20 protein-coding genes and 1 tRNA gene are annotated in these 21,197 nt (G+C 51.2%); 12 read left to right on the top strand and 9 right to left on the bottom strand.

Annotation, left to right across the window (positions count from 1 at the left end; all coding sequences use genetic code 11):
- Positions 1-882: 882 nt before the first annotated feature.
- Complete coding sequence (locus tag VGS11_10165) at positions 883-1,074, bottom strand: cysteine-rich CWC family protein (protein HEV2120451.1); 192 nt, start codon at positions 1,072-1,074, stop codon at positions 883-885.
- 279 nt (positions 1,075-1,353) lie between these two features.
- Between VGS11_10165 and albA the strand changes: the two genes are divergently transcribed.
- Positions 1,354-1,683: a DNA/RNA-binding protein AlbA gene (gene albA, locus VGS11_10160; protein HEV2120450.1), complete on the top strand. Its 330-nt coding sequence runs from the start codon at positions 1,354-1,356 to the stop codon at positions 1,681-1,683.
- A 289-nt stretch (positions 1,684-1,972) separates the two neighbouring features.
- On the opposite strand, the gene VGS11_10155 is transcribed toward albA, so the two are convergent.
- Entirely contained in the window at positions 1,973-2,203 is a 231-nt protein-coding gene (locus tag VGS11_10155) for a hypothetical protein (GenBank protein ID HEV2120449.1), read from the bottom strand.
- A gap of 227 nt (positions 2,204-2,430) precedes the next feature.
- Here VGS11_10155 and VGS11_10150 point away from each other — a divergent pair.
- The 3 genes from VGS11_10150 (at position 2,431) to VGS11_10140 (ending at position 3,760) form a co-directional block, all read left to right on the top strand.
- Positions 2,431-2,518 (top strand) — tRNA-Leu (locus tag VGS11_10150).
- A gap of 129 nt (positions 2,519-2,647) precedes the next feature.
- The gene (locus tag VGS11_10145) at positions 2,648-3,079 is read left to right on the top strand and encodes a hypothetical protein (GenBank protein ID HEV2120448.1); all 432 of its coding nucleotides are present in this window, start codon (positions 2,648-2,650) and stop codon (positions 3,077-3,079) included.
- Positions 3,080-3,229: 150 nt separating this feature from the next.
- Positions 3,230-3,760, top strand: coding sequence for an OsmC family protein (locus VGS11_10140; protein ID HEV2120447.1), 531 nt, complete (start codon positions 3,230-3,232; stop codon positions 3,758-3,760).
- 79 nt (positions 3,761-3,839) lie between these two features.
- Here the strand turns inward: VGS11_10140 and VGS11_10135 are convergent, their stop codons facing one another.
- Positions 3,840-6,233, bottom strand: a complete 2,394-nt coding sequence (locus VGS11_10135) for a M1 family metallopeptidase (GenBank protein ID HEV2120446.1) — start codon at positions 6,231-6,233, stop codon at positions 3,840-3,842.
- A gap of 206 nt (positions 6,234-6,439) precedes the next feature.
- On the opposite strand from VGS11_10135, the gene VGS11_10130 reads away from it, so the two are divergent.
- Both VGS11_10130 and VGS11_10125 read left to right on the top strand, forming a co-directional pair.
- Positions 6,440-7,216: a dienelactone hydrolase family protein gene (locus VGS11_10130; protein HEV2120445.1), complete on the top strand. Its 777-nt coding sequence runs from the start codon at positions 6,440-6,442 to the stop codon at positions 7,214-7,216.
- Positions 7,194-7,505, top strand: a complete 312-nt coding sequence (locus VGS11_10125; GenBank protein ID HEV2120444.1) for a DUF6295 family protein — start codon at positions 7,194-7,196, stop codon at positions 7,503-7,505. Before VGS11_10130 ends, VGS11_10125 begins: the two co-directional genes overlap by 23 nt.
- A gap of 62 nt (positions 7,506-7,567) precedes the next feature.
- Here VGS11_10125 and VGS11_10120 read toward each other — a convergent pair whose 3' ends face one another.
- The 3 genes from VGS11_10120 to VGS11_10110 all read right to left on the bottom strand — a co-directional run bounded on the left by VGS11_10120 (position 7,568) and on the right by VGS11_10110 (position 9,946).
- The gene (locus VGS11_10120; GenBank protein HEV2120443.1) at positions 7,568-8,068 is read right to left on the bottom strand and encodes a mechanosensitive ion channel domain-containing protein; all 501 of its coding nucleotides are present in this window, start codon (positions 8,066-8,068) and stop codon (positions 7,568-7,570) included.
- A gap of 51 nt (positions 8,069-8,119) precedes the next feature.
- Positions 8,120-9,307, bottom strand: a complete 1,188-nt coding sequence (locus VGS11_10115) for an MFS transporter (protein HEV2120442.1) — start codon at positions 9,305-9,307, stop codon at positions 8,120-8,122.
- A gap of 66 nt (positions 9,308-9,373) precedes the next feature.
- A complete protein-coding gene (locus VGS11_10110; protein ID HEV2120441.1) occupies positions 9,374-9,946 on the bottom strand; it encodes a PadR family transcriptional regulator in 573 nt (190 codons plus the stop codon).
- A gap of 101 nt (positions 9,947-10,047) precedes the next feature.
- On the opposite strand from VGS11_10110, the gene VGS11_10105 reads away from it, so the two are divergent.
- Together VGS11_10105 and VGS11_10100 are read left to right on the top strand one after the other, a co-directional pair.
- Positions 10,048-10,527, top strand: coding sequence for a chromate resistance protein ChrB domain-containing protein (locus VGS11_10105; GenBank protein HEV2120440.1), 480 nt, complete (start codon positions 10,048-10,050; stop codon positions 10,525-10,527).
- Between the two features lie 138 nt (positions 10,528-10,665).
- Positions 10,666-11,460, top strand: coding sequence for a YncE family protein (locus tag VGS11_10100; GenBank protein ID HEV2120439.1), 795 nt, complete (start codon positions 10,666-10,668; stop codon positions 11,458-11,460).
- A 125-nt stretch (positions 11,461-11,585) separates the two neighbouring features.
- Here VGS11_10100 and VGS11_10095 read toward each other — a convergent pair whose 3' ends face one another.
- Positions 11,586-13,796, bottom strand: a complete 2,211-nt coding sequence (locus VGS11_10095) for a protein kinase (protein ID HEV2120438.1) — start codon at positions 13,794-13,796, stop codon at positions 11,586-11,588.
- 99 nt (positions 13,797-13,895) lie between these two features.
- Here VGS11_10095 and VGS11_10090 point away from each other — a divergent pair, with 99 nt between their 5' ends.
- Genes VGS11_10090 through VGS11_10080 form a run of 3 tightly spaced genes read left to right on the top strand, consistent with a single transcriptional unit; the run spans position 13,896 to position 16,557 of the window.
- Positions 13,896-14,639 (top strand): FHA domain-containing protein, encoded by a 744-nt coding sequence (locus VGS11_10090; GenBank protein HEV2120437.1) that lies wholly within the window; start codon positions 13,896-13,898, stop codon positions 14,637-14,639.
- Positions 14,640-14,686: 47 nt separating this feature from the next.
- On the top strand, positions 14,687-15,421 hold the full coding sequence (locus VGS11_10085; GenBank protein ID HEV2120436.1) for a metallophosphoesterase: 735 nt from the start codon (positions 14,687-14,689) through the stop codon (positions 15,419-15,421).
- A complete protein-coding gene (locus VGS11_10080) occupies positions 15,418-16,557 on the top strand; it encodes a VWA domain-containing protein (protein ID HEV2120435.1) in 1,140 nt (379 codons plus the stop codon). The genes VGS11_10085 and VGS11_10080 overlap by 4 nt, the downstream gene beginning before the upstream one ends.
- A gap of 8 nt (positions 16,558-16,565) precedes the next feature.
- Here VGS11_10080 and VGS11_10075 read toward each other — a convergent pair whose 3' ends face one another.
- Positions 16,566-19,727, bottom strand: coding sequence for an FtsX-like permease family protein (locus VGS11_10075; protein ID HEV2120434.1), 3,162 nt, complete (start codon positions 19,725-19,727; stop codon positions 16,566-16,568).
- A gap of 199 nt (positions 19,728-19,926) precedes the next feature.
- Complete coding sequence (locus tag VGS11_10070) at positions 19,927-20,640, bottom strand: ABC transporter ATP-binding protein (GenBank protein HEV2120433.1); 714 nt, start codon at positions 20,638-20,640, stop codon at positions 19,927-19,929.
- A gap of 145 nt (positions 20,641-20,785) precedes the next feature.
- Here VGS11_10070 and VGS11_10065 point away from each other — a divergent pair, with 145 nt between their 5' ends.
- Complete coding sequence (locus VGS11_10065) at positions 20,786-21,196, top strand: ester cyclase (GenBank protein HEV2120432.1); 411 nt, start codon at positions 20,786-20,788, stop codon at positions 21,194-21,196.
- Position 21,197 lies beyond the last annotated feature (1 nt).

Here is a 21,197-nt window from a genome sequence, read left to right as displayed (position 1 = left end):
TGCAGGGCTTATTTTCCCTTCACGATTCCGCTCTCTACTGAGACCATCTTCAGGGACCCCTTCCCCAATTAACGAAGAGCGATGGGCCTCAAACAAATGATGTTTTGAGGAACGTCTCGCCCGTCCAACGGAAAGCGGGAAGTTCTGATCTCCAACTAATACCAACCCGTCTATTCACCGCGTTGGACAATAGTTCACTGCGGAGAGATTATGCCGGTAAGGAACATTACCAAGATGCAGCCGTCGAAAGTTTTGCAACTGGATTATTTTCAGGCCCCGCTGGGAAGGAAACTATCGAAACGGTCGGTGGGTGTGACAGGCTTTTTCGAAGAGCAATTGTGAAGAGGAAGAGCTCCGATGAGTTGGATCGGAAATCATCTCGCAAAAACCATGCGGATCATCAGGAAGATCTTCCCATAACATTCACCCCGAGACGACTAGAATCGCTCAGCCCGACACAACTGTCTAAAGGAAGAAAAATCTGCCTGCGATGTGCGGGTTGGCACAACGAACTGGTCCGGTAGGAAATATTTTGTCAGTAGAGATCATGTCTCCAAGAAAACAGGAGAATTCTTAAGCAAACACAATGGTGACTATGGAGTCGGGTGAACAAGCCGACGAACGCTAAGAAGAAAAAGTCGAAGAAGAAAGGCGGCATGTAGGACCAGAACCGTAACTCCTCACCCCAAGCCTTTCTTCTTTTTCTCTCCTTATCATCCGATGACGAGGTGGGCCTTCAAAGAAGGTTTGTCTTAGCGGAAGTCCAGGTGTTCTGCCAGATTTCAAGCGAAGGCCGAGAAAGAACCATGCCCGGTTCTAGCCACCATGCCTTGAGAGTCATAACAAAAATGAGACTAAGCCGCGAGCCTAGCAAAGTAGGTTCTATCTTTGTACTTCAGAAGGACAATCGGGACAAATACAATCCGAAGCCCGCCCAGAGAGTTCGGTTAATTGTTCGCGCGAAAGCTTCATGGAGCGACACCAACAACCAAGGAGACCCTTACACGCGAAGCTTGAGCCGCACAACTCACACTGTTTTGTCTCGGACAAAAGCCCTCGCTTTAGGATGCTCATTTTGATACTTAAGAAAGCAACCGCAGAGAATTCATTGCTCAGCAATTCGATTTCTTTCGCCATTTCCGTGGATAGGTAGGCGCTTTGGAAAAGCTGGGCTCAAATTTGGGGATTGAGCTGGTTCTGAGTGATTTCGGATAGCGCTGACTTAAGCCCCAGCAAAGTGTTTGTTGATTCTTACCTTTTCTGAGAGAGAAAAAAAAGGGTAGGCTCATAAGGGAGGTCGGCGCATAATGCCGTTTGCGTACAGCGTACTACCGATATCTCGGGGGTGAACCAATGTCAGAAGAACCAAAGAAGGCAGAGAGGGCTCCTACCCAAATGCGCAGAACCGATATCCCAGCGGACACTATACTGATCGGCAAGAAGCCGATCATGGCCTATGCTACGGCAGTCATGATGCACTATAACACGGGCGCCAAGAAGCTGACCCTAAAGGCTCGTGGACGAGCCATCAGCACTGCCGTCGACGTGGCCGAAGTGGTGAACAACCGCTTCTTCCAAGGCGGCTTAGCCAAGAATGTACACTTGGGTACGGAGATCGTCGGTGAAGGCCAGGATGCACGCAACGTCTCCACGATAGAGATCATCCTAGAGCGAACCAAGTAGACAATGGAATATCGCATCCTAGAAGGTGTGAAACTCCCACTTTTTAGAAGCACTTTTTGCTTCTCCCTACGAAGGAAGGGATGGTTGAGTAGTGTTGAACGTGGATCTCTTCGCGCTTCACGAAGGACGGGGCGCGCGAAAATCGACCTCCCTAGGGGATCGAGGGCTTTCAAGTAGATTTGGTTCAGAAACGTATGGATATGCCGTTGTCAGACGTTTAACGTCTTCATCATCCCCTATTGGTTCTTGGGGCCGGACGTTTTTCTACGCCGAGTTAGAAAGCAAGGGATCAAAACGCTCCTTGAAACGCCCTAACTGTTACGTGCAACGTTACCGGATCTAGCCCGGTTGGGCGCTGTTGGCGGCCGCCATCTGTTCTACGCATTTTCGCGTCCTGTCCGACGATTAACGCCACCCCTGACAATGCCAGGGTCTTTTGTAACAACATGAGTTTAGCGAGTCGAGCCATGTCGGAGAACATTTTCCGGTCGTCACGTCTGTTTGGGGATGATTCAGCCACAAGAAGAATTTAGTCTGAGACCAAATCTGCAGAGAGGATTCTCCATAAAAGAAACAAGACTGTAGGAGCGACGCTTTTCCGATTTGCCAAGAAGTATCAGAGATCGCACCGACACCGATCTCGGCGTTGGCTCCTAAAATGATTTGGAAGGGCTGCTTCTCTCACGCAGCTAAAGGCGCCGCCAACTCAAGCCTTTATCAAACCAGATTCCTTTCTCTCGTTTGTACGCGGGGGTTGCCAAGACAGGTCAAAGGCGCAGGGCTCAGGACCCTGTCCCGTAGGGGTTCGTGGGTTCAAATCCCACCCCCCGCACCAAGCAAAATCGGCCATATGACAAAGATTCTTGCATTTCGTTAATTCTAGACGATGACTCGACACAACGAAAACCGCGACGTGGTAGCGGCGTCAACAACTCTATTATGAAGAGGCGCATACTGATCAGGAATGAGTTCTTTCGATAACGCGGTCGAGTCTTACGAGAAGCAGCTACGAGATTGGCTTTCCAGATGTCCTCTTTGCGTTCTGTCGCCTCAGGTAATGTTGCATGCTCGCAGGGGAACGGCCATGGTCCAAGTTGGGCAGAGCTTCGAATTTGACGAGCGTCTTCACGCACGCGATAATCCGCCAAACCACATTCTTGCCCGCCAACTCGTCCAATACAACGGGAAAATCAAGAATCCGATAATCTTCTGGCTCAATTCTTCCTTTCCCTCAGACCAAGTCTACCAGTTACACAAACAGCCCGTTGTCCACCATGTCCTCCGTCTCGGACCAGGCTATACTTTCACGAGCGTCTTAGGAGGATTGAAGACCGCGCTCAAGGCCGAAAAAATAAATGCCGACTTTATCGACTGGGACCCCAAGAAACTGAAGTAGGCATATCACGAGCGCCTCGATACCGCTCAAACCTCCTTCGCGCTATTCAACAGCGATGACTTGTTCAACGTTTCTTGCTGACCAAGAGCGGCACTACCGACCGTAGCTTGTCGGAAAGGATTTTCTGGCACCGCGCGACCTCCGGAACTTATGACACTGATCTCCCCTGAGTTGAAACAAAGATTCGAAACACTTCGACAAACCATGGCAACATCTGACACAACGAACCATTTAGCCACAAACAAAGCCGAAGTCAGACTCATCAAAGACCAGCATTCGGAGGCAAAGGTCAGAGGATTCACGGTAGTCCAAGACGAGCCGGAAAGTATTGGAGGTACAGGCAAAGGCCCGACTCCAACGGACTATCTCATAACATCGGTAGGATTCTGCGAGAACCTGATATTCGTCAGAAACGCAAGTCTAGCGGGATTGTCATTGGACTCGCTTGACACGATTGTCACCGGTTCTTGGGATAGAAGAGGGCTGTTCGAGATCGATCACGTCTCGCCATACTTCAGCAGCATAACAGTTGAAACAAGAGTTTCGACTAATGACCCCGTTGAACTGGTTGTTGCAGTGGCGAGAGAGACTCATAGAAGATGCCCAGTCCATGCAACCCTAGCGAGAGCCACGGAGATCATGTTCAAACTAGTTGTGAACGGCAAGAGTGTCCCCCTCTAAGTCAACGGGCTCATCGACGGCCCGACAGTGCTATCCGGTGCAGCATCGTCTAAGTGCAAGCTGTCATTCGCTGGGCGAGCTAGGATCTTGTTATCTCCCCTGCAAGTCTGTCATGAATCTTCAATCTCTCAATCGTTGCGTCCGCCCCAGCCAGTTTGTGCTCGCTGAATAGTTTCTCGACCTCGCCAACTCGGCCAACGCCTATGATCGATATGTAGGCTCGCATGTACGCCGAGAGCGTCGCTGTTCCCTCGTACATTCTGTCCAGCTTCTCAATGTTGTCTCTAAACCACTCCCAGGTCACCTCGTGTGCATCAGGGTTCGAGGTGGCAAACTGGAGTAATCCACGTCCAATGTCCTGACGCTTCACGTTGCCCGCCATTGCGAAGTCCTGGACCTTTCTCACCAATTCTGGACGTTTGAAGCTCGTTAGTCCCTCTAAGTATCTAAGGCGGTCCTCGTCCGTGGTGCCCTTCTTGTATTGCGCAATTAGCCCGTCGTAGTCGTTGGATGACCTGGCATAGGCCACAATGACCGAACGCCTCATGTCGGGCGCTACAGATGCCAAGTCTTTGAATTTCGCACTCATCTCATGCGCGTACTCATCATCTAGAATAGCTAGCCGAGCGGCAATGGTTCCTCGAAGCAAGGAACTGTTCTCATCTCGTTTCCCCTCAAGGATTTTCAACTGTGACTTGTGGTATTTCCTAGAGAGATCCGCGACTTTCTTAGGGGCAATAAGGAATAGGTTTGTAATCCTTTCTGATACTTCGAAGGCAGGAAGATATTCTTCCTCTTTAAGGAACCGCTCGAGGAGACTCTGATACTCTTTCCAGCTCATTCTACTCGCATTGAGAAATGCCCAGCCATCGTTCGCGAGGCCATATCTGTCGAGCCCTGACAGCTTGCTTGACCAGACGAGTGCCTGGATCTTAGGGCCTCGGTAGTCTATTCGATAGAACCCTGTTCGGTCGACATTGAGCTTTAGGGACTTCGGATCTGAGACATTGACCTTAGCTTTTTCTTTGTCGAGCATGAGCTGCTGAGTCTTACCATCAACCATGATAGTGACAGGTATGGGCCAAGTTTGCTTCTCACGCGCCCCTGAGAGGAGAAACCTTTCCTGTTCCAAGACCAATTTTCCAGAAGAGAGTGACGCCTTGACGACGGGATATCCAACTTTGCTGATCCAGCCTTCCATGACGCTGCTAACATCCATTCCTGACGCCTGCTGGAGATGGGACCAGAGGTCACGTCCCGATGCGTTGGAATACCGGAATTGCTGGAGGTATTTGCTCACACCTTTCTGGAACTTGTCAGGACCGATGTACGCCTCAATCATTCGAAGAATACTTGCGCCTTTACCATAACTGATCTCGTCGAACAACTCTTCGATCTCCTCTGGAGACCGGACTTTGGCCTCGATGGGATGAGTGCTGTTCAAAGCGTCTCTGGCCATCGCTCCCCCTGTGCTGCTCTTGACAAAGTCTTGCCAGATCTTCCACTGTGGATAGGCCCAGTCAACTACCTTGTAGGCCATGAAGGTAGCGAAGCTCTCGTTGAGCCAGAGATCGTCCCACCATTTCATGGTGACGAGATCACCGAACCACATGTGAGCAATTTCGTGCGCAATGACTTCGGCGATGCTCTTCTTTGTCGATGTGCTAGTGTTCTTGTCGGCGTGCAACAAGATCTCTCGGAAAGTTATCGCGCCCCAGTTCTCCATCGCTCCATAGGCGAACTCTGGGACAGCAATCATGTGAAGCTTGGGCAGATCATAAGGAATACCGAAGTATCTTTCATAGAATTCCAGGGATTTCTGCGCTGCCTCGAAGGTGAGACCGGTCTTGATCTTGCCTTCAGGCTTGACGACAGAGGCTGTGAGCAACTCTGTCTTGTTATAGCGATTCTTGTCCTCCTCGAACCTACCGATTCCGAGGTAGAGAAGATAGGTTGACATCTTCGGGGTCTTCTGGAAGGTAACCGTCTTCTTGTTTCCCTCTTTCTTCTCAGATTCAATTGGCATGTTCGAGATGATAGAGAGATCATTTCTTGTGCGGACGCTTAGTTTGAAGTGGGCCTTGTAGGCGGGATGATCGATGCAAGGCAGTAGTCTACGGGCGTGTCCCGCTTCGAAATGAGTCGTCAAAATGTACTTCTCGCCATACGGAGCCTTGTAGAAGCCCGTTAGACTATCAGAGACTCTTCCCTTGTAGTCAACTTCTAGTGTTCCAGAGAATTGGCCAGTCTGAATATCCACGATGTTTGCATGATGTTTGAACGGTAGGCTTTGACCATTCGCCTTGACATTTGTGACTTCCAGATCGACTGCGTCTAGACTAATGTTTCCAGTTGAACTCATTTCGATTCTTACAGTTCCGGAGAATTTCAGATCGTCAAAATCGACATCTAGAAACAGGTCGTACTCTTTGACCTGTTGGACGGCTTTGCTAGCTTGAGTCGTTACTTGCATGATAATCGATCGCTGGGTTTTGCAATCTGGTACTTAAGGGCCACCGGTAAATGCCATTTGTTCGACTCTTCGCATAGTTGTTAGGCTTCAGGGCGACCATGGGTTTCACTTAGAAATCCATGGCGGTTGGTCGCGGTGTCGTCTCTAGCGTCTCGACGAAAAACTAAACAAGCTTACGCGTCTTCATGCGGGGAAGTGAGAACTGGATGCAAAAGTATCAAACAAGCATGTACGAAGGAATGTTGGCAGAGACCATAATGGTTCGCGGACACAATGGTACGGTTATCAACGCCTACTTTGCAAGGCCTCTTGGTTCGGGACCGTTCCCCGGAGTCGTGTTGATTCACCACGCACCTGGATGGGACGAGTGGTATCGAGAGATCACTCGAAAGTTCGCCCACCACGGCTATCTAGCAATCAGCCCAAACATCTACTACCAGTTCGGCCATGGTACGCCAGAAGACATCGCTGCCAAGGTAAGAGCAGCGGGAGGAGTACCAGATGATGATGTCGTGGGCGACATCGCAGAGGGTTTGGGTTATCTGAAATCTCTGCCTCAAAGCAATGGCAGGGTGGGAGCATTTGGCACCTGCTCTGGCGGAAGACAAGTAGTTCTTGTGGCTTGCAGAACAAAGGGCTTCGATGCAGCAGTAGATTGCTGGGGCGGACGAGTCGTCATGTCCAAGCAAGAACTCACACCAAAGTATCCGGTGGCACCGATAGACTATACGAAGGATTTGTCCTGTCCTCTTCTAGGACTCTTTGGGGAGGAGGATCAGTTTCCAACTCCCGAACAAGTTGCTCAACACGAACAGGAATTGAAGAAGTATGGGAAGACATACGAGTTTCACATGTATCCGAAGGCAGGGCATGGTTTCTTCTATTACGAGCGGCCTGGATACAGGCAAGAACAGGCTGTCGACGGCTGGAACAAGGTGTGGACATTCTTCGAAAGGTACCTTGGAACGCCAGAAAAACTTTGACCGACAATCTGCCAAGGAGGAAGATGTGAAAACCATGTGCACGGGAATCGTTGAGAATACAAGAATATCAGGCAGCGGTAAGGGTTCAAACGGCTGGTTCACGGTAGACCAAGCCAGCGTCTCCTACGACCATCCCGATCACGCCCAAGCTGAACGGGCAGTCATCATTGACATCCTTAGCGAGACGGCGGGGCCGAATTCAAGGATCGCGATAGAACTGACGCCTCAATCTGCGAGAGACCTGGTGCGTGCTGTTCTCGCCTCTCTGTCCCGTGGAGAAGGCGACTGATCGGACGCAAGAAGCGAGGAGACCTCCGTGACCGTCAACTTGTCTCTTTCCGGGAAGTCGCATCAGGGCTTCCCAACGAGACGTTCTTCGGCAGAATAATTGATGAAAGGTCCACTCATCAAAGTACTGTTCCCAATTATCGCAATGTTCCCCTCCTGAGTTCTAATCAGAGTTGACCTCAGACCCACTCTGACAACTGTACCCTTTATCCCGCTGTAAGAGATGACATCGTTCAATCGAAGAGTCTTGTCCGAGAAGAGAAGAACGCCTGCAATAATATTGGAAAGAGTCGTCTGAAGAGCCAAGGAAATTGCCAGCCCTGCCAGTCCTGTGAGAGTCAGAGCCTGAAACTCAGAGGCGACCCCTGTGACGATGAGAACGGCTGCGACAGCGACAACAATCCAGGCTATCCTGATGCCATCTCGAATGTTTCTGACGAGCTGCCTAGAAGCACCCGCCCTTTTGGCGAGAGCGATGAGCCCTCGACGAAACAGTTCGCCGATGATCGCCCAGAGGGCAATGACAGTGACGATTTGTACTAGAAGCGCAAAAAGATCCGACAACTCCCGTTCCTTCCTGAGACAATTGCCCGCGCGTGGTTGGAAAACTTTGGCCTAAGCTTCCTCGGGCGGTTTCATCTTGTGGAAGATCTTGTAAAGGGACAGGTCATAGACGAGTTTTAGTCCACCAGCGATAACGAAAGGAGATCCTAGCCACAGTGTGGCAATTGCGTAGCCAGCGATTGAGGGGCTAAAAGTCTGAGCAACACTTCGGGAGACATTAGTGAACCCGGCGGCGGGGGTGCGGTCAGTCTCCGGCACCACGCTCATCACATATGATTGACGAGTAGGCACGTCCATCTGAGAGAGGGATTGCCGAGAGAGAAGCAAGACAATGGCGATTGGCGTTGAAGAGACAAACGGAATGATCGTTAGCAAGAGATTCGAGGGAATATGAGTGTAGACCATCGTCTTGATCAGGCCAATCTGGCGAGCGATACGTTCAGCGACCAAGAACGAGATTGCTGTTACGATCTGTGTCCCAGCGAATAGCAACCCAAGCGAGCTGAGCTGGAAGGAATATTTCTCGTAGAAATAATACGAGAGGATGCTTATCCCTATGAAACCTCCACCAAACGAGTCCAACGCGAACAGCGCGGACAGTCTCCTGACGATTCGCTTAGAAGGCTCGGACAGGACCCTGATACTCGGGGAGAGAGTCTTCTCCTTCTCTATCCCTAGCGAGAGTCTAGAGTAGAGATATGCTCCCAGCAATCCTGACGCGAGATAGACTAGGAACAGGGGACGGTATCCTTCGATGCCAGGCCCGATGTATTGAGGTAAGCCGACCAGAAGTGCTCCGGCAGAAGATGAAACGTACCCCACGAGATTGTAGACGCTAAACCCCAAGGTTCTCCGCTTGCGATCAGAGGCTCCTGGAAGAATCGCCTGCTCCAAGGTCAGGAATGGGCCAACCTCTCCCGCGCCTACAGTCATGTTGCCGATGATCCCGGCAGCTACGGGAGCCCACAATGAATCAGACGAGAAGAGAAGAGCGCCAGCCAGTGCGTCAGTAAGGGCGAAGAAGATCAATGTCCGTTTGCGACCAAGGCGATCAGCGAATACACTCGCGACGAGAGTGTAGATCGCACTCGAGGCAACAGTCAACGCCAGAACTGCACCTATGAGAAATGCGCCGAGGCCCAACTGGCTCAAGTAGACGGAAAACAAGACCCCGAGGAAACCGTATGGGACTGTGCGGACCGCTTTCTCGACAAGGACAACTTTTCCGTCTTTGGTCATCCAGTCGAAAGGCAGTCAGCTCGCCCCTTGTTTGCTGTTCTAGATCCTAGAATTCGAGTGTTTTCTCTAACAAGCGGGAGTCTGTTTCTGGCGGGGCAACCATTCAAGCTCCATATGAATCTCGAACTTATGATTCTCCTTGGCGTACAGAAACTTCAACCGAACTGGGTCAGTTGGGGAAATCCGCGCCACGGTTTCTGACTCGGGAAACAATTTCTTGATATCAATTGATTTGCCGCGAAGGGATTCGGAGAACTTCATGAAAAACTCTGAGAGCTGGTTTTTTCGGAGCTCGGTTTTGTGACGGAATATCGACTGGTGCGTTTCCCGGTAGGTTTCGAGTATCTCTGTCATTCTCGTCCAATAGGCCATAGTGCTTGTAAGTTCACCGAGGCCCGTGTCTGTAAGCGCGTAGTGTTTCCGGTCGGGAGCTTCTTCTCGAAACTCAACTCGGCTTGTCAGCAGGTGGTTTTTCTCAAGTTTCTCGAGTGCAGGATAGATGGTTCCAGCCTTCGGTTTCCAATAGCCTGAGAACCTCTTCTCCAGTTCTCGGATGATCTCGTAGCCATACATCGGTTTTTCCGAGAGCAGGAGGAGCAGCCAGAGCGAGACTGCGCCTATCTTCATTCCATGGGGCATGAGTCTTGACAGCGATCGAATCCTCGATCAGACAATCGGTGAGTTAGCCTTATATGTGTAGATGTTCTATCTATGTAGAATATCTATAGGTGCAAAATTGTATGAAATGGGTAACCCGAGAAAAAGCAAAGGTGGACAGAATAGCCTGTCCTTGGTTGATCAAGAAGTTCGTGGACAACAATCCGGAGTTCCTCTTTGTCCCGCCGGAAAACATTCCACAAGTCGTAAAGGAAACTGGCGCGATACCCTACGACGCCAAAGGTGTAGAATTGACACACTACAAAGAAAACAGCCAAGAACGAGTCAGCTTCGACCACATAATCAAGAAGTACAAACTAACAGACCCGGCGTTGCTTGAACTAGCAAAGATCGTGAGAGGAGCCGACGCGAAGATTCCAGATGCCCCGCCTGAATCAGCCGGTCTTGAGGCCATAGCCCACGGTTTCCGAAACCTTGCAAAGGACGACTTTGACAACATGAGACTTCAATTCCCGACCTACGACGCACTCTACAAGTTCTGCCAGCTCAAGGTTGAAGGAACGCAGAACCTCGAGTACAATGTCTCCCAGCCCGCACGGTAGGGTCCAAGCATCACCCTCCGACACCTAGGATACATTGAACTCCCTCAAAATCAAGGAAAAGGGGGCTTCGACCACGGAGCGGTCCACCTCAAATCCTCAATCCTCTATGTAGCTCACACTTCGAATGACAGCTTAGACGTGATCGACTGCCGCCAAGACAAGTACCTCAGATCGATCCCAAACTTGGTGGGCGTTGCGGGGGCTCTGGTCTCCAACGAGAAGGACAAAGTATTCACGTCTAACCGCGGCGAAAATAGAGTCGGCGTCTTCAACCACGGAAAAGATCGGAGTTTAGAAAAGATCAAGGTCGGCGGCAGGCCCAATGGACTTGCCTTCGACCCCTTGAGGAACAATTTACTAGCTGCCAATGTTCCAAAGCCGGACAGCCAAGACCCCGTGACGGTGTCAATCGTCGATGTGGCTCAAAGGATGATGATAGCGGACGTGACAGTTCCTGGACGAACAAGATGGGCCGTCTTCGATCCCGATGGGGAAAAGTTCTACGTGAACATCGCTGACCCGGGCGAGATCGCAATAATTGACGCCGAGGACCCAGACGGGCTAGCAGGGTCATATCTGATTCCAGCTAAAGGGCCACACGGGCTAGACCTGGACCGACGCGGGAGACGTCTGTTTTGCGCCTGCGACGAAGGTCGCCTCTACCAGATCGACCTGGAATCAAAAAAAGTGTCAAAGTCATCGAAGCTAGCGGGAACCCCTGATGTCATATTCTTCAACCCAGATCTCGAACATCTCTACGTGACTATTGGTGATCCTGGGGTAATCGAAGTCTTCGACACGAAATCTATGCAGGTGATTCAAACAGTTGCGACTGAGAGTGGAACCCACACGATTGCGTTCAATCTAGATCTTGGCAAGGTGTATGCGTTCATGCCTGAAACTCATCGTGCCGCCGTCTACCAAGATTCATGAGGTGAGAACAGACCCATTAGTCTAGGCTGAACTCAGGCCTAATTTCAGTTTCTGAGGCAATCGTCGTTCATACGTGGCGAGCTCGCCCCAATATTCCGGTATTTCTCCGTCGGCCGTTTGATCGTCTATGATAACGCCTTATCTCCCAGGTCTTGGAGCAAGGTCGCTGCGGCCTGGGCAGACGGTCTCTTGCGGGGGTCCTTGTCTAACATTTTCTTGAGGACGGGGACGGTTGGCGCGAGCTTGGCAACCCTATCGAAATCGGGGCTGAATGAGTTCCAAGCCAACCTCAGATCGCTTGCAGTTCTGCTAGATCCTGGATTAGTCGTCGTTGCGTTCATCAACTCGATGAGCTTCTTCGAATTAACAGGGGTCTTCGTAAGCATATTGTAGAGTGTCGCTCCCAGAGCGTAGATGTCCATGGAAGAAGCGGCGCTATCCCCCAAAACCTGTTCGGCTGGAGCGTATTCCGATGTGAACTGGCCCACTTTGCCTCCGATACGGACGGCGGAACCGAGGTCTGCTAACTTCGGGACAAGAGCCCCAGACTTCATCCGATCTTTCATCTCCTGTCCGGTGGACGGGGGTTTGAGGTTGAACAGAATGTTCTGCGGCTTGACATCAAGATGGACGAAACCGGCACTGTGAATCGTCTCTAGCCCAGTAGCAATCATGTAACCGATGAGCATGACTATACCGCCCCATTTCTCCGAATAGTAAAGCGAATCATACGAAGCATCCTCAAGAATTCCCTTGGCGGCACCACCCTTCATCAGCTCCATCACTATCGCGGGAGGACTTCGCAGATACAATTGAGTGTCACCCTTCACGATCTCCTGAATATTGAGCCGATCAACTAAGATTCCTCTCAGCTGGACAACGTATTTCGATTGCTCTGACAATTCTAGGAGCCGCGTTGCCTCCGACATGGTCTCTTCGAGGGCAGCTGCGCCGGCTCCGGTTCTTAGGATGGGAATCTTTATCGCCATTTCGGTCCCCGCCTGTCCGAAGCTAGCACGAAAGACGTAACCGGTGAGGCCCGTCGCGAGGTGCTCCGTTATCTTGTAACTATGAACTTCCTGGCCGACCCAAACCCTTGGGTCCCAATTATCCAACCTTGGTAGACTGCCTTTGAAAAAGGGTATCGCAGGACGTGGGAGCTGGACGGGGGCGGGCATTACTGGAGGCGGAGGCGCTGGATGACTCTGAGGAGGTGGATTCGATAGCTTCGGGGGAGGAGGAATTGATTGGGGCGATTGGACATCGAAAGAGAACGATTCGTTTACGGTCTGTCGTTCCTTGCTTGTAGCCGAGATGTGGACAGCGTAGTTGCCTGAGCTTCCTGGTCGGTAGTGGATGCTGTACTCGCCCGGAGAGGCCGGTGATACCTTCAGAGATTCGGTCTTTCCTCCAGGCCGTGTGATTGTTGCTATGATCTTAGCCATTTTCATCGCGTGTCCACTGAATTGGGTTGCGATCTTGATTGTCTGTTCTTTGCCCTGTCGAACGATCGGTGCTCCCGTTATGGAAACTGTTGGTCTGAGGCTCTGTCCTGTTGAGATTCTCTGTGCAAGGTTAGTCGAGCCGACTCCGACCAATGCGAACGCAGGCAAGAATCCCAAAGACGAGACGAACGGGTACAGCTGGCTAAGATCTCGAGAAGCAACAAATCCAAGGACAGCTAGTAGATTGAAGGTGAAGAATGCTGTCGGCATCATTGACATCGAGAGATTCTTGGTCCGCCATAGCTTGTCGAGAAAGTGAAAGAGAATCATCTGGGCAATGTTCGCGGCTACACCAAGCGCAATGAAGACTACTATGGTGAGGGAGTCTACCGACAAGGCTGAACCGGCCTTTAGAGCCGACCCTAAGCCGAGCCCAACCGCAAGCGCTACGGACGCGACGACATTTGCCTTGATCATCTTGTAAGGGGTTGCTCGGGAGAAGAGAAGACCGGCTACGAGCACTGCGACCGAGGGAGGAAGAGCGACGAGGAGCAGGGACAAATCACCAAACGATAACGGAGAAAAACCCTGTCCAGCGACTGAATGTCCCATGACGTAGAGAGAGGCGAGAAACGAAACAGCAAATCCGACGCCAACCCTTGGAATACCACCTCGCAGATCTAGAGAGGTCAGAACTCCGAGGCTGACTAGTCCAATGATGTATGCTGAGGGATCGCCCTGTATTCCAAGCCCGAAGAGCAAAGCGATTGGCACAGAAAGCGCCACAGTGAAGAACGGTCCGAAGGAGTCCCGCGTGAAGGGAAGGCCGCGGGCTTTCTTCAACTGCGGCAATCCGGAGCATGCGCCTTCCTGAGAGTGGAACCTGCCCATACTCGAATTCCTAGTAATCAACGGTGTGACCGACCCTGGTCGGTTTTCGTTCCAGCGCAATTACATGCCCGCAACGCGCTAAAACCGAAGAGTGCAACCATGAAGCGTCCATCTATCAAACGTAAGGCGAAGCAAAAAGATCCTGATCTCGATGCGGAGTCTGTGGAGACTCTAATCTGGACGTGTTCAGCTTGCGGGGCCGACAATCCGGACTCTAAACAATCATGCATATCATGCGGCGGAGCTAGAGCTGGAGACACAGCGACACCAAAAGCAGCAGAATCATTAGAAGAACGAGGACCAGAAGAACCCGAAGAACCGGAACCATTGGAAGCCCCAGAAGCAGAGAAGACTGATGTGGAAGAAACACCGCCAGAACCGCCAATATTTTCCTTCGATACGAGTGAGAAAAATTCAGAGCCGCCGCTACCAGAACCTGAAATCACCCCCTTCCAGCCAACCCCTACCCCCTTCGCCTCCTTTACCCAATCGACCGCCACGCCGAGAGTCGGTCAGGGACGATACTACATGGTTTTCGTGAACACTCCCGCACAGTCCCTAATCAAGTCAAAGGTGCCAATCGAGTTCGATGACTTCCCCGTTGTCAGCATCGGACGAAGCCCAGAGAACGTAGTCGTCATCCCTGACCAAGAAGTCTCAAGAAAACATGCAGAACTCACCATAGATGGGTCCAAACTAATGCTGAAGGATCTGAACAGCAAGAACGGCACATACCTCTACAACGGAAAGGACTTCCAGCAAGTCCATGATAGCGTCGAGGTTAAACCGAACAGCATAGTAAAGTTCGGTACCGGCACTATCGTGAGGCTCACCAGTGAATGATTGAAGCCCTGGACACTCCCCAGCTCATCAACGAGGCGAAGGAGAAGATGGGAAAACCACTCCTTGAGCCCAGAGATGTAAACAGAGTCATCTTCGTCGGAGACACGCATACAGCAATCGATGTTACACAAACCGTATTCGACAAGTTCTACGGCGATGCTGACCTGGTCGTCTTCCTGGGCGACTATGTTGACAGGGGAGAGACCGGTGTCGAAAACCTGGGACTTATCGCCTCAAAGTTTCTCGAGGACCCGGGCAAGGTCATCATGTTGCGGGGAAATCATGAGAGTCCCTTGACGAACCCCTACTACGGCTTTCTTGAAGAGGTTACAGAGAAGTTAGGAGAGGCCAGCTATGATGGTTTCAAAGAGTTCTTCCAAGCCATGCCATACGCCGTAGTCGTGAACAACTATCTCTGTCTTCACGGTGGAATAGCCACAACTCTTGACACCGTGTCTCAGATCGCAGATCTACCATTCCCCGACCTGAACCCTGACGACCCTACTGCCTTCCAATTACTCTGGAACGACCCTAGGGACATGATAGAGGGCTTCATACCGAGCGTACGAGGGGATGGAGCATACTACTACGGAAGCGATGTGACGGAAAAATTTCTGGCTAACAACTCGTTGAAAGGAATCATTCGAGGTCATGAGGTCGTTGACGGATTCAGAGAGGACCTTAATGGCAAGGTTATCACGATATTTTCCAGCAAATACCATGGAGGGTCAGCAGGCGTATTGGTTCTCGATGGGGACAAGATGGAGCAGGTCAGACTATGACACTGTCGGCAAGAACGGAACTCAGCCACTCATACTCGTTCGACTCCAAGATTGATGCAATATTCAAGATTACACTGGTTGCCGAGAGACGGACAGAAGCGAAGGGATTCCACCACATAATAGTACTCGACACCAGCAAATCGATGGACGGCCAGAAAATCGAGCTGGCAAAGAACGGCGCACAGGAATACGTGAAGAGCATCCCCTCAGGAAACGTAGTTTCGGTCGTCCTTTTCTCCAGCACGGTCCAAGCATACCCTGAAACCAAACTCTCTGAGGTTCTTCCCAAGATTAGAGCGTCAGGATTGACTGCTCTGTACGCAGCGCTGCAATCAGCGTTCGAAATAGCACAAAAGAGCCGTCTCCCAGGATGGATTGTACTCCTCACGGACGGCGAACCCACTGACGTTACCAAACCCGAGCAATACTCGAAGCTGAAGATGCCGACCGGATTCCAGATGATCGAATTCGGAATCGGCGCAGACTACAACCAGTCAATACTGAAAGCTCTCGCAGACGCATCGGGCGGAATGCTCCACAACATCACGGACGCCCAGAAACTCAAGCTCCCCAGCCTCATGCAGGAGAGCGCAGTGAACGAAGTCGGTGCCAGAAACATTACCGTCGACTTTGGAACTCCCGATGTCAAGATTCTCAATTACAAAGGACCACCCGTTGCTATCAACGCGATAGAAACAGTTGCAAAGATCTGGGGCCGAGTCCAGATTCCCGCCGGGTTCAACGGACGACTCCTCAACATCCAAATCTCCTACTCTGACTCGATCGACGACAAAAAGAAAAATATCGGCGCCCCAGTTGAGGTCAAACTCGCGAAAAACGACGAACAGTTCTCAGAAGGCATCAACAACAACCTCGTCTCAGAATTCACATACTACCAAGGACTGGAGGAATACTACCAGCACCTTGCGGCTGGACAGCTGAAAGAAGCAACCAAGACGATGAACCAATTGTCCGCAAATGCGGAGCAAACAAGACGGACTGACCTTATCGAGGCGACAAAACGACTATCCGATCAACACGAACAAACTCTAAGGCTCGGAGGGAGCACCGAGAGCACCAACAGATTATTGAAAGAAGCTGCCAGTGAGACGACGAAGAGGACTAGGGGAAAGTAGAACCGAAACTACTCTGAGTAGCGAATAGCCTCAGCAGGAGGTATTCTCGCGGCCCTCCGAGCTGAGCCGATCGTTGCCAGCATAGAGAGCGCGTAGGCTAGGCCGACAATCTCCAAGATTTGTTGCCAGGGAACAACAAAGGTAAGGCCTGAGTTCGGACTCGCGGCGAAAGCGTAGCCCACATCAATTCCCAAGAGAATTCCGATCAGTATTCCTAGAAGTGAAATGTAGCTGTTCTCTAATACGAAGACAGCGAGAACCATTCTCCTTCTGAAGCCCAGAGCGCGAAGTATGCCGATCTCCTGCCTCCTCTCCGCAACCGACCGTATGGATATTATTCCCAAGCCCGCGATACCAACCACAAGTCCCAGCCCAAGGAATCCCTCAAGCAAGCCTTCAAAGGATTGTCCAATCTGAAGAAAAGCGCTCAAGACAACGGGAATGACAACGGTCTGCAATTTCAAATTCAAGAATTCCTTTCGTAATAGACCAGCTACGCTAGTAGGGTCTGCACCGTTTGCGACCTTGATGAAGGAGAGACCACCCGTACCGATCTTAAACGGATTCATCAGCAGTGTTTTCGTTCCCACGATTCCGTTGAGGAATACGCCGTTGACTAGCGCGACGACAGTGACGCTCTTCTGGACCGGAATCGTCCCGGGACCCAGACTACCAGTAAGAACGAGCACGTCTCCGACATTAGGGGTCGGTATCGAAGTCGGAGGCCCGCGGTTGCTCACCGCGCCAGATGACCACACGACGTTTGAGGAGTTGGTCATGACCGCCCTCCATACCTCGCTAGGAGTCTTGTACTGAGCCGTCATATTCACCACTTGGAACGTGTTAGTCAGGTAGAAGTTCGTCGCAGTTGAAGCATTCTGGTCCGCCCCGAGGAGAACGGGATAAGTGAAGTGCTGACCGGAAGTGGTATCGTTCGCGGAGAGAAGAATCGTATTGTTGAAATCAATTACCGCGGCGACTTTGTTCTGGAGAGCCGTGTTGTTCCGAACCATCGAGGCAAAGTTCGGGATTGGAACACTGGATTCAGTGATGATATCGTATCCCCCAGAGTCCGTCTTTACTAGGGTGTCCAGGGCGGCATTCTGTTCTGCAGTGAGAGAGGCGATGGCGGCCACTGTGAACAGTACCAGAGAGAACATCGCGACAGTGGCTGCTGTTCTGAACCTCTTGTTCTCTGGGTAAGCGAGAGCAGTTCTGAATATCGGAATCAAAGTCTTTCTCCGGCGATAGAAGCCGTGCAAGATCTTCAAGGCTACATCTGTGTTGTACATGACTAGTAGGACTCCTCCAAGGACCATGAGGATTCCTCCAGCGAAGTAGATCTCAACGCCGAAATTGTACTTTTGAATCAGGGGGTTGTTCCAGGATAGACTGGGTACACCCCACTGGATGAGCAACGCGATGCCGGTAATTGTGAACGCGTAGCGATTGCGCAAGAACCGTGAGAGAATGAGCCCTGCTCCGAAAATTACGATGCTGGGGCCGACCAGAGCCTCCGCGGCGGACTTGGCTGCGTAAGATGCCTCGAAAACAAACGCCCCAATGATAATCGCGACGATTCCCGCGATCGAAAGGACTGTGTACGTCCTCACTCCACGCGGTGGTTCAGGAATATTACGAATCGCTCGTATGATATTCAGCTTGCTAACTCGCCACGAAGTAAAGAGGATTGTCACGTAGGTGATGACTAGTCCTTCAGTGAAAGCCGTGAAAAGGCTTCCGGGAGTAAAGGTGAAACTCGCAAGTACTTGTGAAAGGTTGACCGGGAAGAATCTTGCGATAATGATCGCGAAAACGTAGACTATGACATAGGCTATCGCTATCCCGACGAAAACCCCGACGAAGGCGGCACCGGCCGAGTAGAGACTTCCCTCAAAGAGAAACATCTTGGTCAGCTGTCCCCTTCTCATACCGACGGCGCGAGACATTCCCATCTCCGACTTGCGCTCTTCAGCCAACATGACGAAGATGTTCACAATGAGGACAATACCTGCAACTATTACGAAAGTACTCAAGACTATCAGGAAACTGCTCAGGCTTTGGGCGCTAGTTGTAGCGCTGTTTACGGCAGCTTGTTTCTCGGAATAAGCGCAGAGTGTTGCAGTGGGACCAGCGGGCTGTGAGGGGTCTGTCTTGCATTTGTAGGCGGCGGGAGGATTGGTGATCGAGTTCAAGGTCTGATTTGCAGCGAGACCGACGACTTGGCTGTGTTGAATTGAGTCTCTTAGTCCACCCGTGTTCGTGATTGCTATGTAGTTGACGGATCCGGGATGGTTAGTGAGTTGTTGGGCGACATTCATTGTGACAAAAATATTGTCGTTTCCAGAAAAAGAGCCTCTAGCATCAGACACGGCGATTCCAACGAGCTTGAGGGTTGCTCGAAGACCAGAGTATACTGCGATTGAGTCGCCGATAGTCGCGTTCAGGTCTCGCGCAGTCTTATCGTTGATAACAGCTTCAGTATCCCGGAAAGTGGAAGAGATAACGGATCCACTGGATGAATGGAAGTCGCCGAGATTCTGTGATGCGTTAGAGAAAGTGCCGATTAGCGTCGCTGGAGATTGGACGTTTCCTGAGTTCAAGTCACTTAGGCCGACCGTGTCGAGAATCTCCGGAGTAGATCCTATGAGGAATTGGCTGGCTTGGGCATTACTAGCTAGTTGAGAAGAGAGACTCTGAGAGATGCTTGCTGGAAAATATTGATATCCAGCGCCAGTGATGTTAAAGGCGTAAATGACCTCGTCCGCGAAACCATACCCGTAGTACGCTCCTCGCGTAAACAACTCCGTGAAAGTGTCCTGGGTTACAAGTGAGCCCGAGATCATTGCTGTCCCGATCATTAGTCCGAGAATGACTATCGCCATGCTGGTTTTTCGACGGACAAAATTTCGCAGTGCCATTCTGAACGTAAGCCGATCCCGAAGCATCATGCCCACGGAGATCAGCACAAGCACGACTACGATGTAGATCTCAAGGTTAATCGTCGAGCCGCCGACAACGCTACTGAGACCGGCGAACCATAGGAGCAATGCAGCCAGTCCGGCGATAAATGGAGAGAAGGAGAGCACCCTCCTCGAATATCGTCCCGCTCTGCTAGTGGACTTGGCCCGAGAGAACAGATAGAACAGGAAAGAGGCGCCAACTCCCAAGACCAAAAGTCCAGTAGTCTGGACTAGAAGCCGGGTCTGGTTCTCGGAGACAAACTGGCGGAGGAAGAAGTTGTTTTGGTAGTTCAGAGATAGGGCGTACAGCTCTCCGAGGGCGATTATCGAGAGGAAGATAATCAGGGCGTGGAGGAAGCCTCTCCCATGGACCCTAGATTCTGTCGTCGGCTGACCGCCTCTATCTTCAGGACGTTGTTCCAGTTGCAGTTTCTTTCTCTATCTGCCCGTTCCTCATTGAGACTATTCTGTCAGTCTCCTTGGCGATTTGAGGATCGTGTGTAACTATCACGAAGGTCAGTCCATAGTCCCGGTTCAAACTCCTCAACAATTTGACGACCTCAGCGGAATTTTCCGAGTCCAAATTCCCCGTTGGCTCATCTCCCCACACTATCGCAGGCTTGTTAACTAGCGCACGAGCAATGGTTACGCGTTGCTGTTGCCCACCGCTAAGCTCGCTAGGCTTGTGAAGCCGCCACTCTTCTAGCCCAACCATTTTCAAGGCACTCGAGGCCTCTCTGTGAGCATTGGACTCTGAAACCCCGGCGAGGAGCAACGGAAGCTCGACATTCTCCTGAGCGTTTAGCACAGGGAGAAGATTGTACGCTTGAAAGATGAACCCCATCCTTCGAGCCCTAAACCCTGACTTTTGATCATCAGACATAGTCGCAAGGTCAACGCCCTCGATAGAGACTTTGCCCTTGGTGATGTCGTCGAGTCCCGAGAGGCAGTTGAGAAGTGTGGTCTTACCACAGCCCGAGGGACCCATTACAGCAACCATTTCGCCCTTTCGAACCTTAAGGTCAAGACCCCGAAGAGCCTCAACCTTCAACGAACCTGTCTGGTAGACCTTCCAGACAGCTTGGGCTTCAACCATGGAAGGAACGTCACGGCTAGCCAATCACTTCATTTCCCAAGAGTTTACATTCGCGGGAATTGAAATCGTGCTTTAAGGACATTACCACATAACACGCAGAACCAAACCGTCCTTCTCATCTTGTCTGAACGACTCAATAAGCCGCACGATATTCCTTTACTCGATCGAGATGATCTCCAATGAGAAAATGCTGGTCCGACGATTCTATGAAGAGATAATCAACGAAACAAGATTCGACAAGCTGGACGAGATCCTAACTACAGATATGATCTTGCATGACCCTCTACTCCCGACCAGCGAGGTCCACGGTATGGAGAGTTTCAAAAATACCCTGGAGGTATTTCGATTGGCCTTTCCAGACTTGCACATCACTATCGAAGATCAGATGCAGGAGGATGAACGAGTAGTCACTCGTTTTGCCATACAAGGCACCCATGGAGGCGACCTGATGGGCATTCCAGCAACGGGTAGGAAGTTCAAGATCTCGGGAATCAGCATCATACGCTTCAGCCATGGTAAAGCTGTTGAGGAATGGATCGAGGAAGATGGCTTGGCCTCATGCGACAGCTTGAGATTGTGAA

It is taken from the genome of Candidatus Bathyarchaeia archaeon (genome assembly GCA_035935655.1).
In the GTDB taxonomy this organism is placed as follows: domain Archaea; phylum Thermoproteota; class Bathyarchaeia; order 40CM-2-53-6; family 40CM-2-53-6; genus 40CM-2-53-6.
This window is presented reverse-complemented; position numbering and strand designations above follow the sequence as displayed.

Coding starts and splice junctions, on each gene's coding strand:
- VGS11_10165 (HEV2120451.1), bottom strand. CDS start 1,074: ATGAGCATCCTAAAGCGAGGGCTTTTGTCCGAGACAAAACAGTGTGAG.
- albA (HEV2120450.1), top strand. CDS start 1,354: ATGTCAGAAGAACCAAAGAAGGCAGAGAGGGCTCCTACCCAAATGCGC.
- VGS11_10145 (HEV2120448.1), top strand. CDS start 2,648: ATGAGTTCTTTCGATAACGCGGTCGAGTCTTACGAGAAGCAGCTACGA.
- VGS11_10140 (HEV2120447.1), top strand. CDS start 3,230: ATGACACTGATCTCCCCTGAGTTGAAACAAAGATTCGAAACACTTCGA.
- VGS11_10135 (HEV2120446.1), bottom strand. CDS start 6,233: ATGCAAGTAACGACTCAAGCTAGCAAAGCCGTCCAACAGGTCAAAGAG.
- VGS11_10130 (HEV2120445.1), top strand. CDS start 6,440: ATGCAAAAGTATCAAACAAGCATGTACGAAGGAATGTTGGCAGAGACC.
- VGS11_10115 (HEV2120442.1), bottom strand. CDS start 9,307: ATGACCAAAGACGGAAAAGTTGTCCTTGTCGAGAAAGCGGTCCGCACA.
- VGS11_10110 (HEV2120441.1), bottom strand. CDS start 9,946: ATGCCCCATGGAATGAAGATAGGCGCAGTCTCGCTCTGGCTGCTCCTC.
- VGS11_10105 (HEV2120440.1), top strand. CDS start 10,048: ATGAAATGGGTAACCCGAGAAAAAGCAAAGGTGGACAGAATAGCCTGT.
- VGS11_10095 (HEV2120438.1), bottom strand. CDS start 13,796: ATGGGCAGGTTCCACTCTCAGGAAGGCGCATGCTCCGGATTGCCGCAG.
- VGS11_10090 (HEV2120437.1), top strand. CDS start 13,896: ATGAAGCGTCCATCTATCAAACGTAAGGCGAAGCAAAAAGATCCTGAT.
- VGS11_10085 (HEV2120436.1), top strand. CDS start 14,687: ATGGGAAAACCACTCCTTGAGCCCAGAGATGTAAACAGAGTCATCTTC.
- VGS11_10080 (HEV2120435.1), top strand. CDS start 15,418: ATGACACTGTCGGCAAGAACGGAACTCAGCCACTCATACTCGTTCGAC.
- VGS11_10065 (HEV2120432.1), top strand. CDS start 20,786: ATGATCTCCAATGAGAAAATGCTGGTCCGACGATTCTATGAAGAGATA.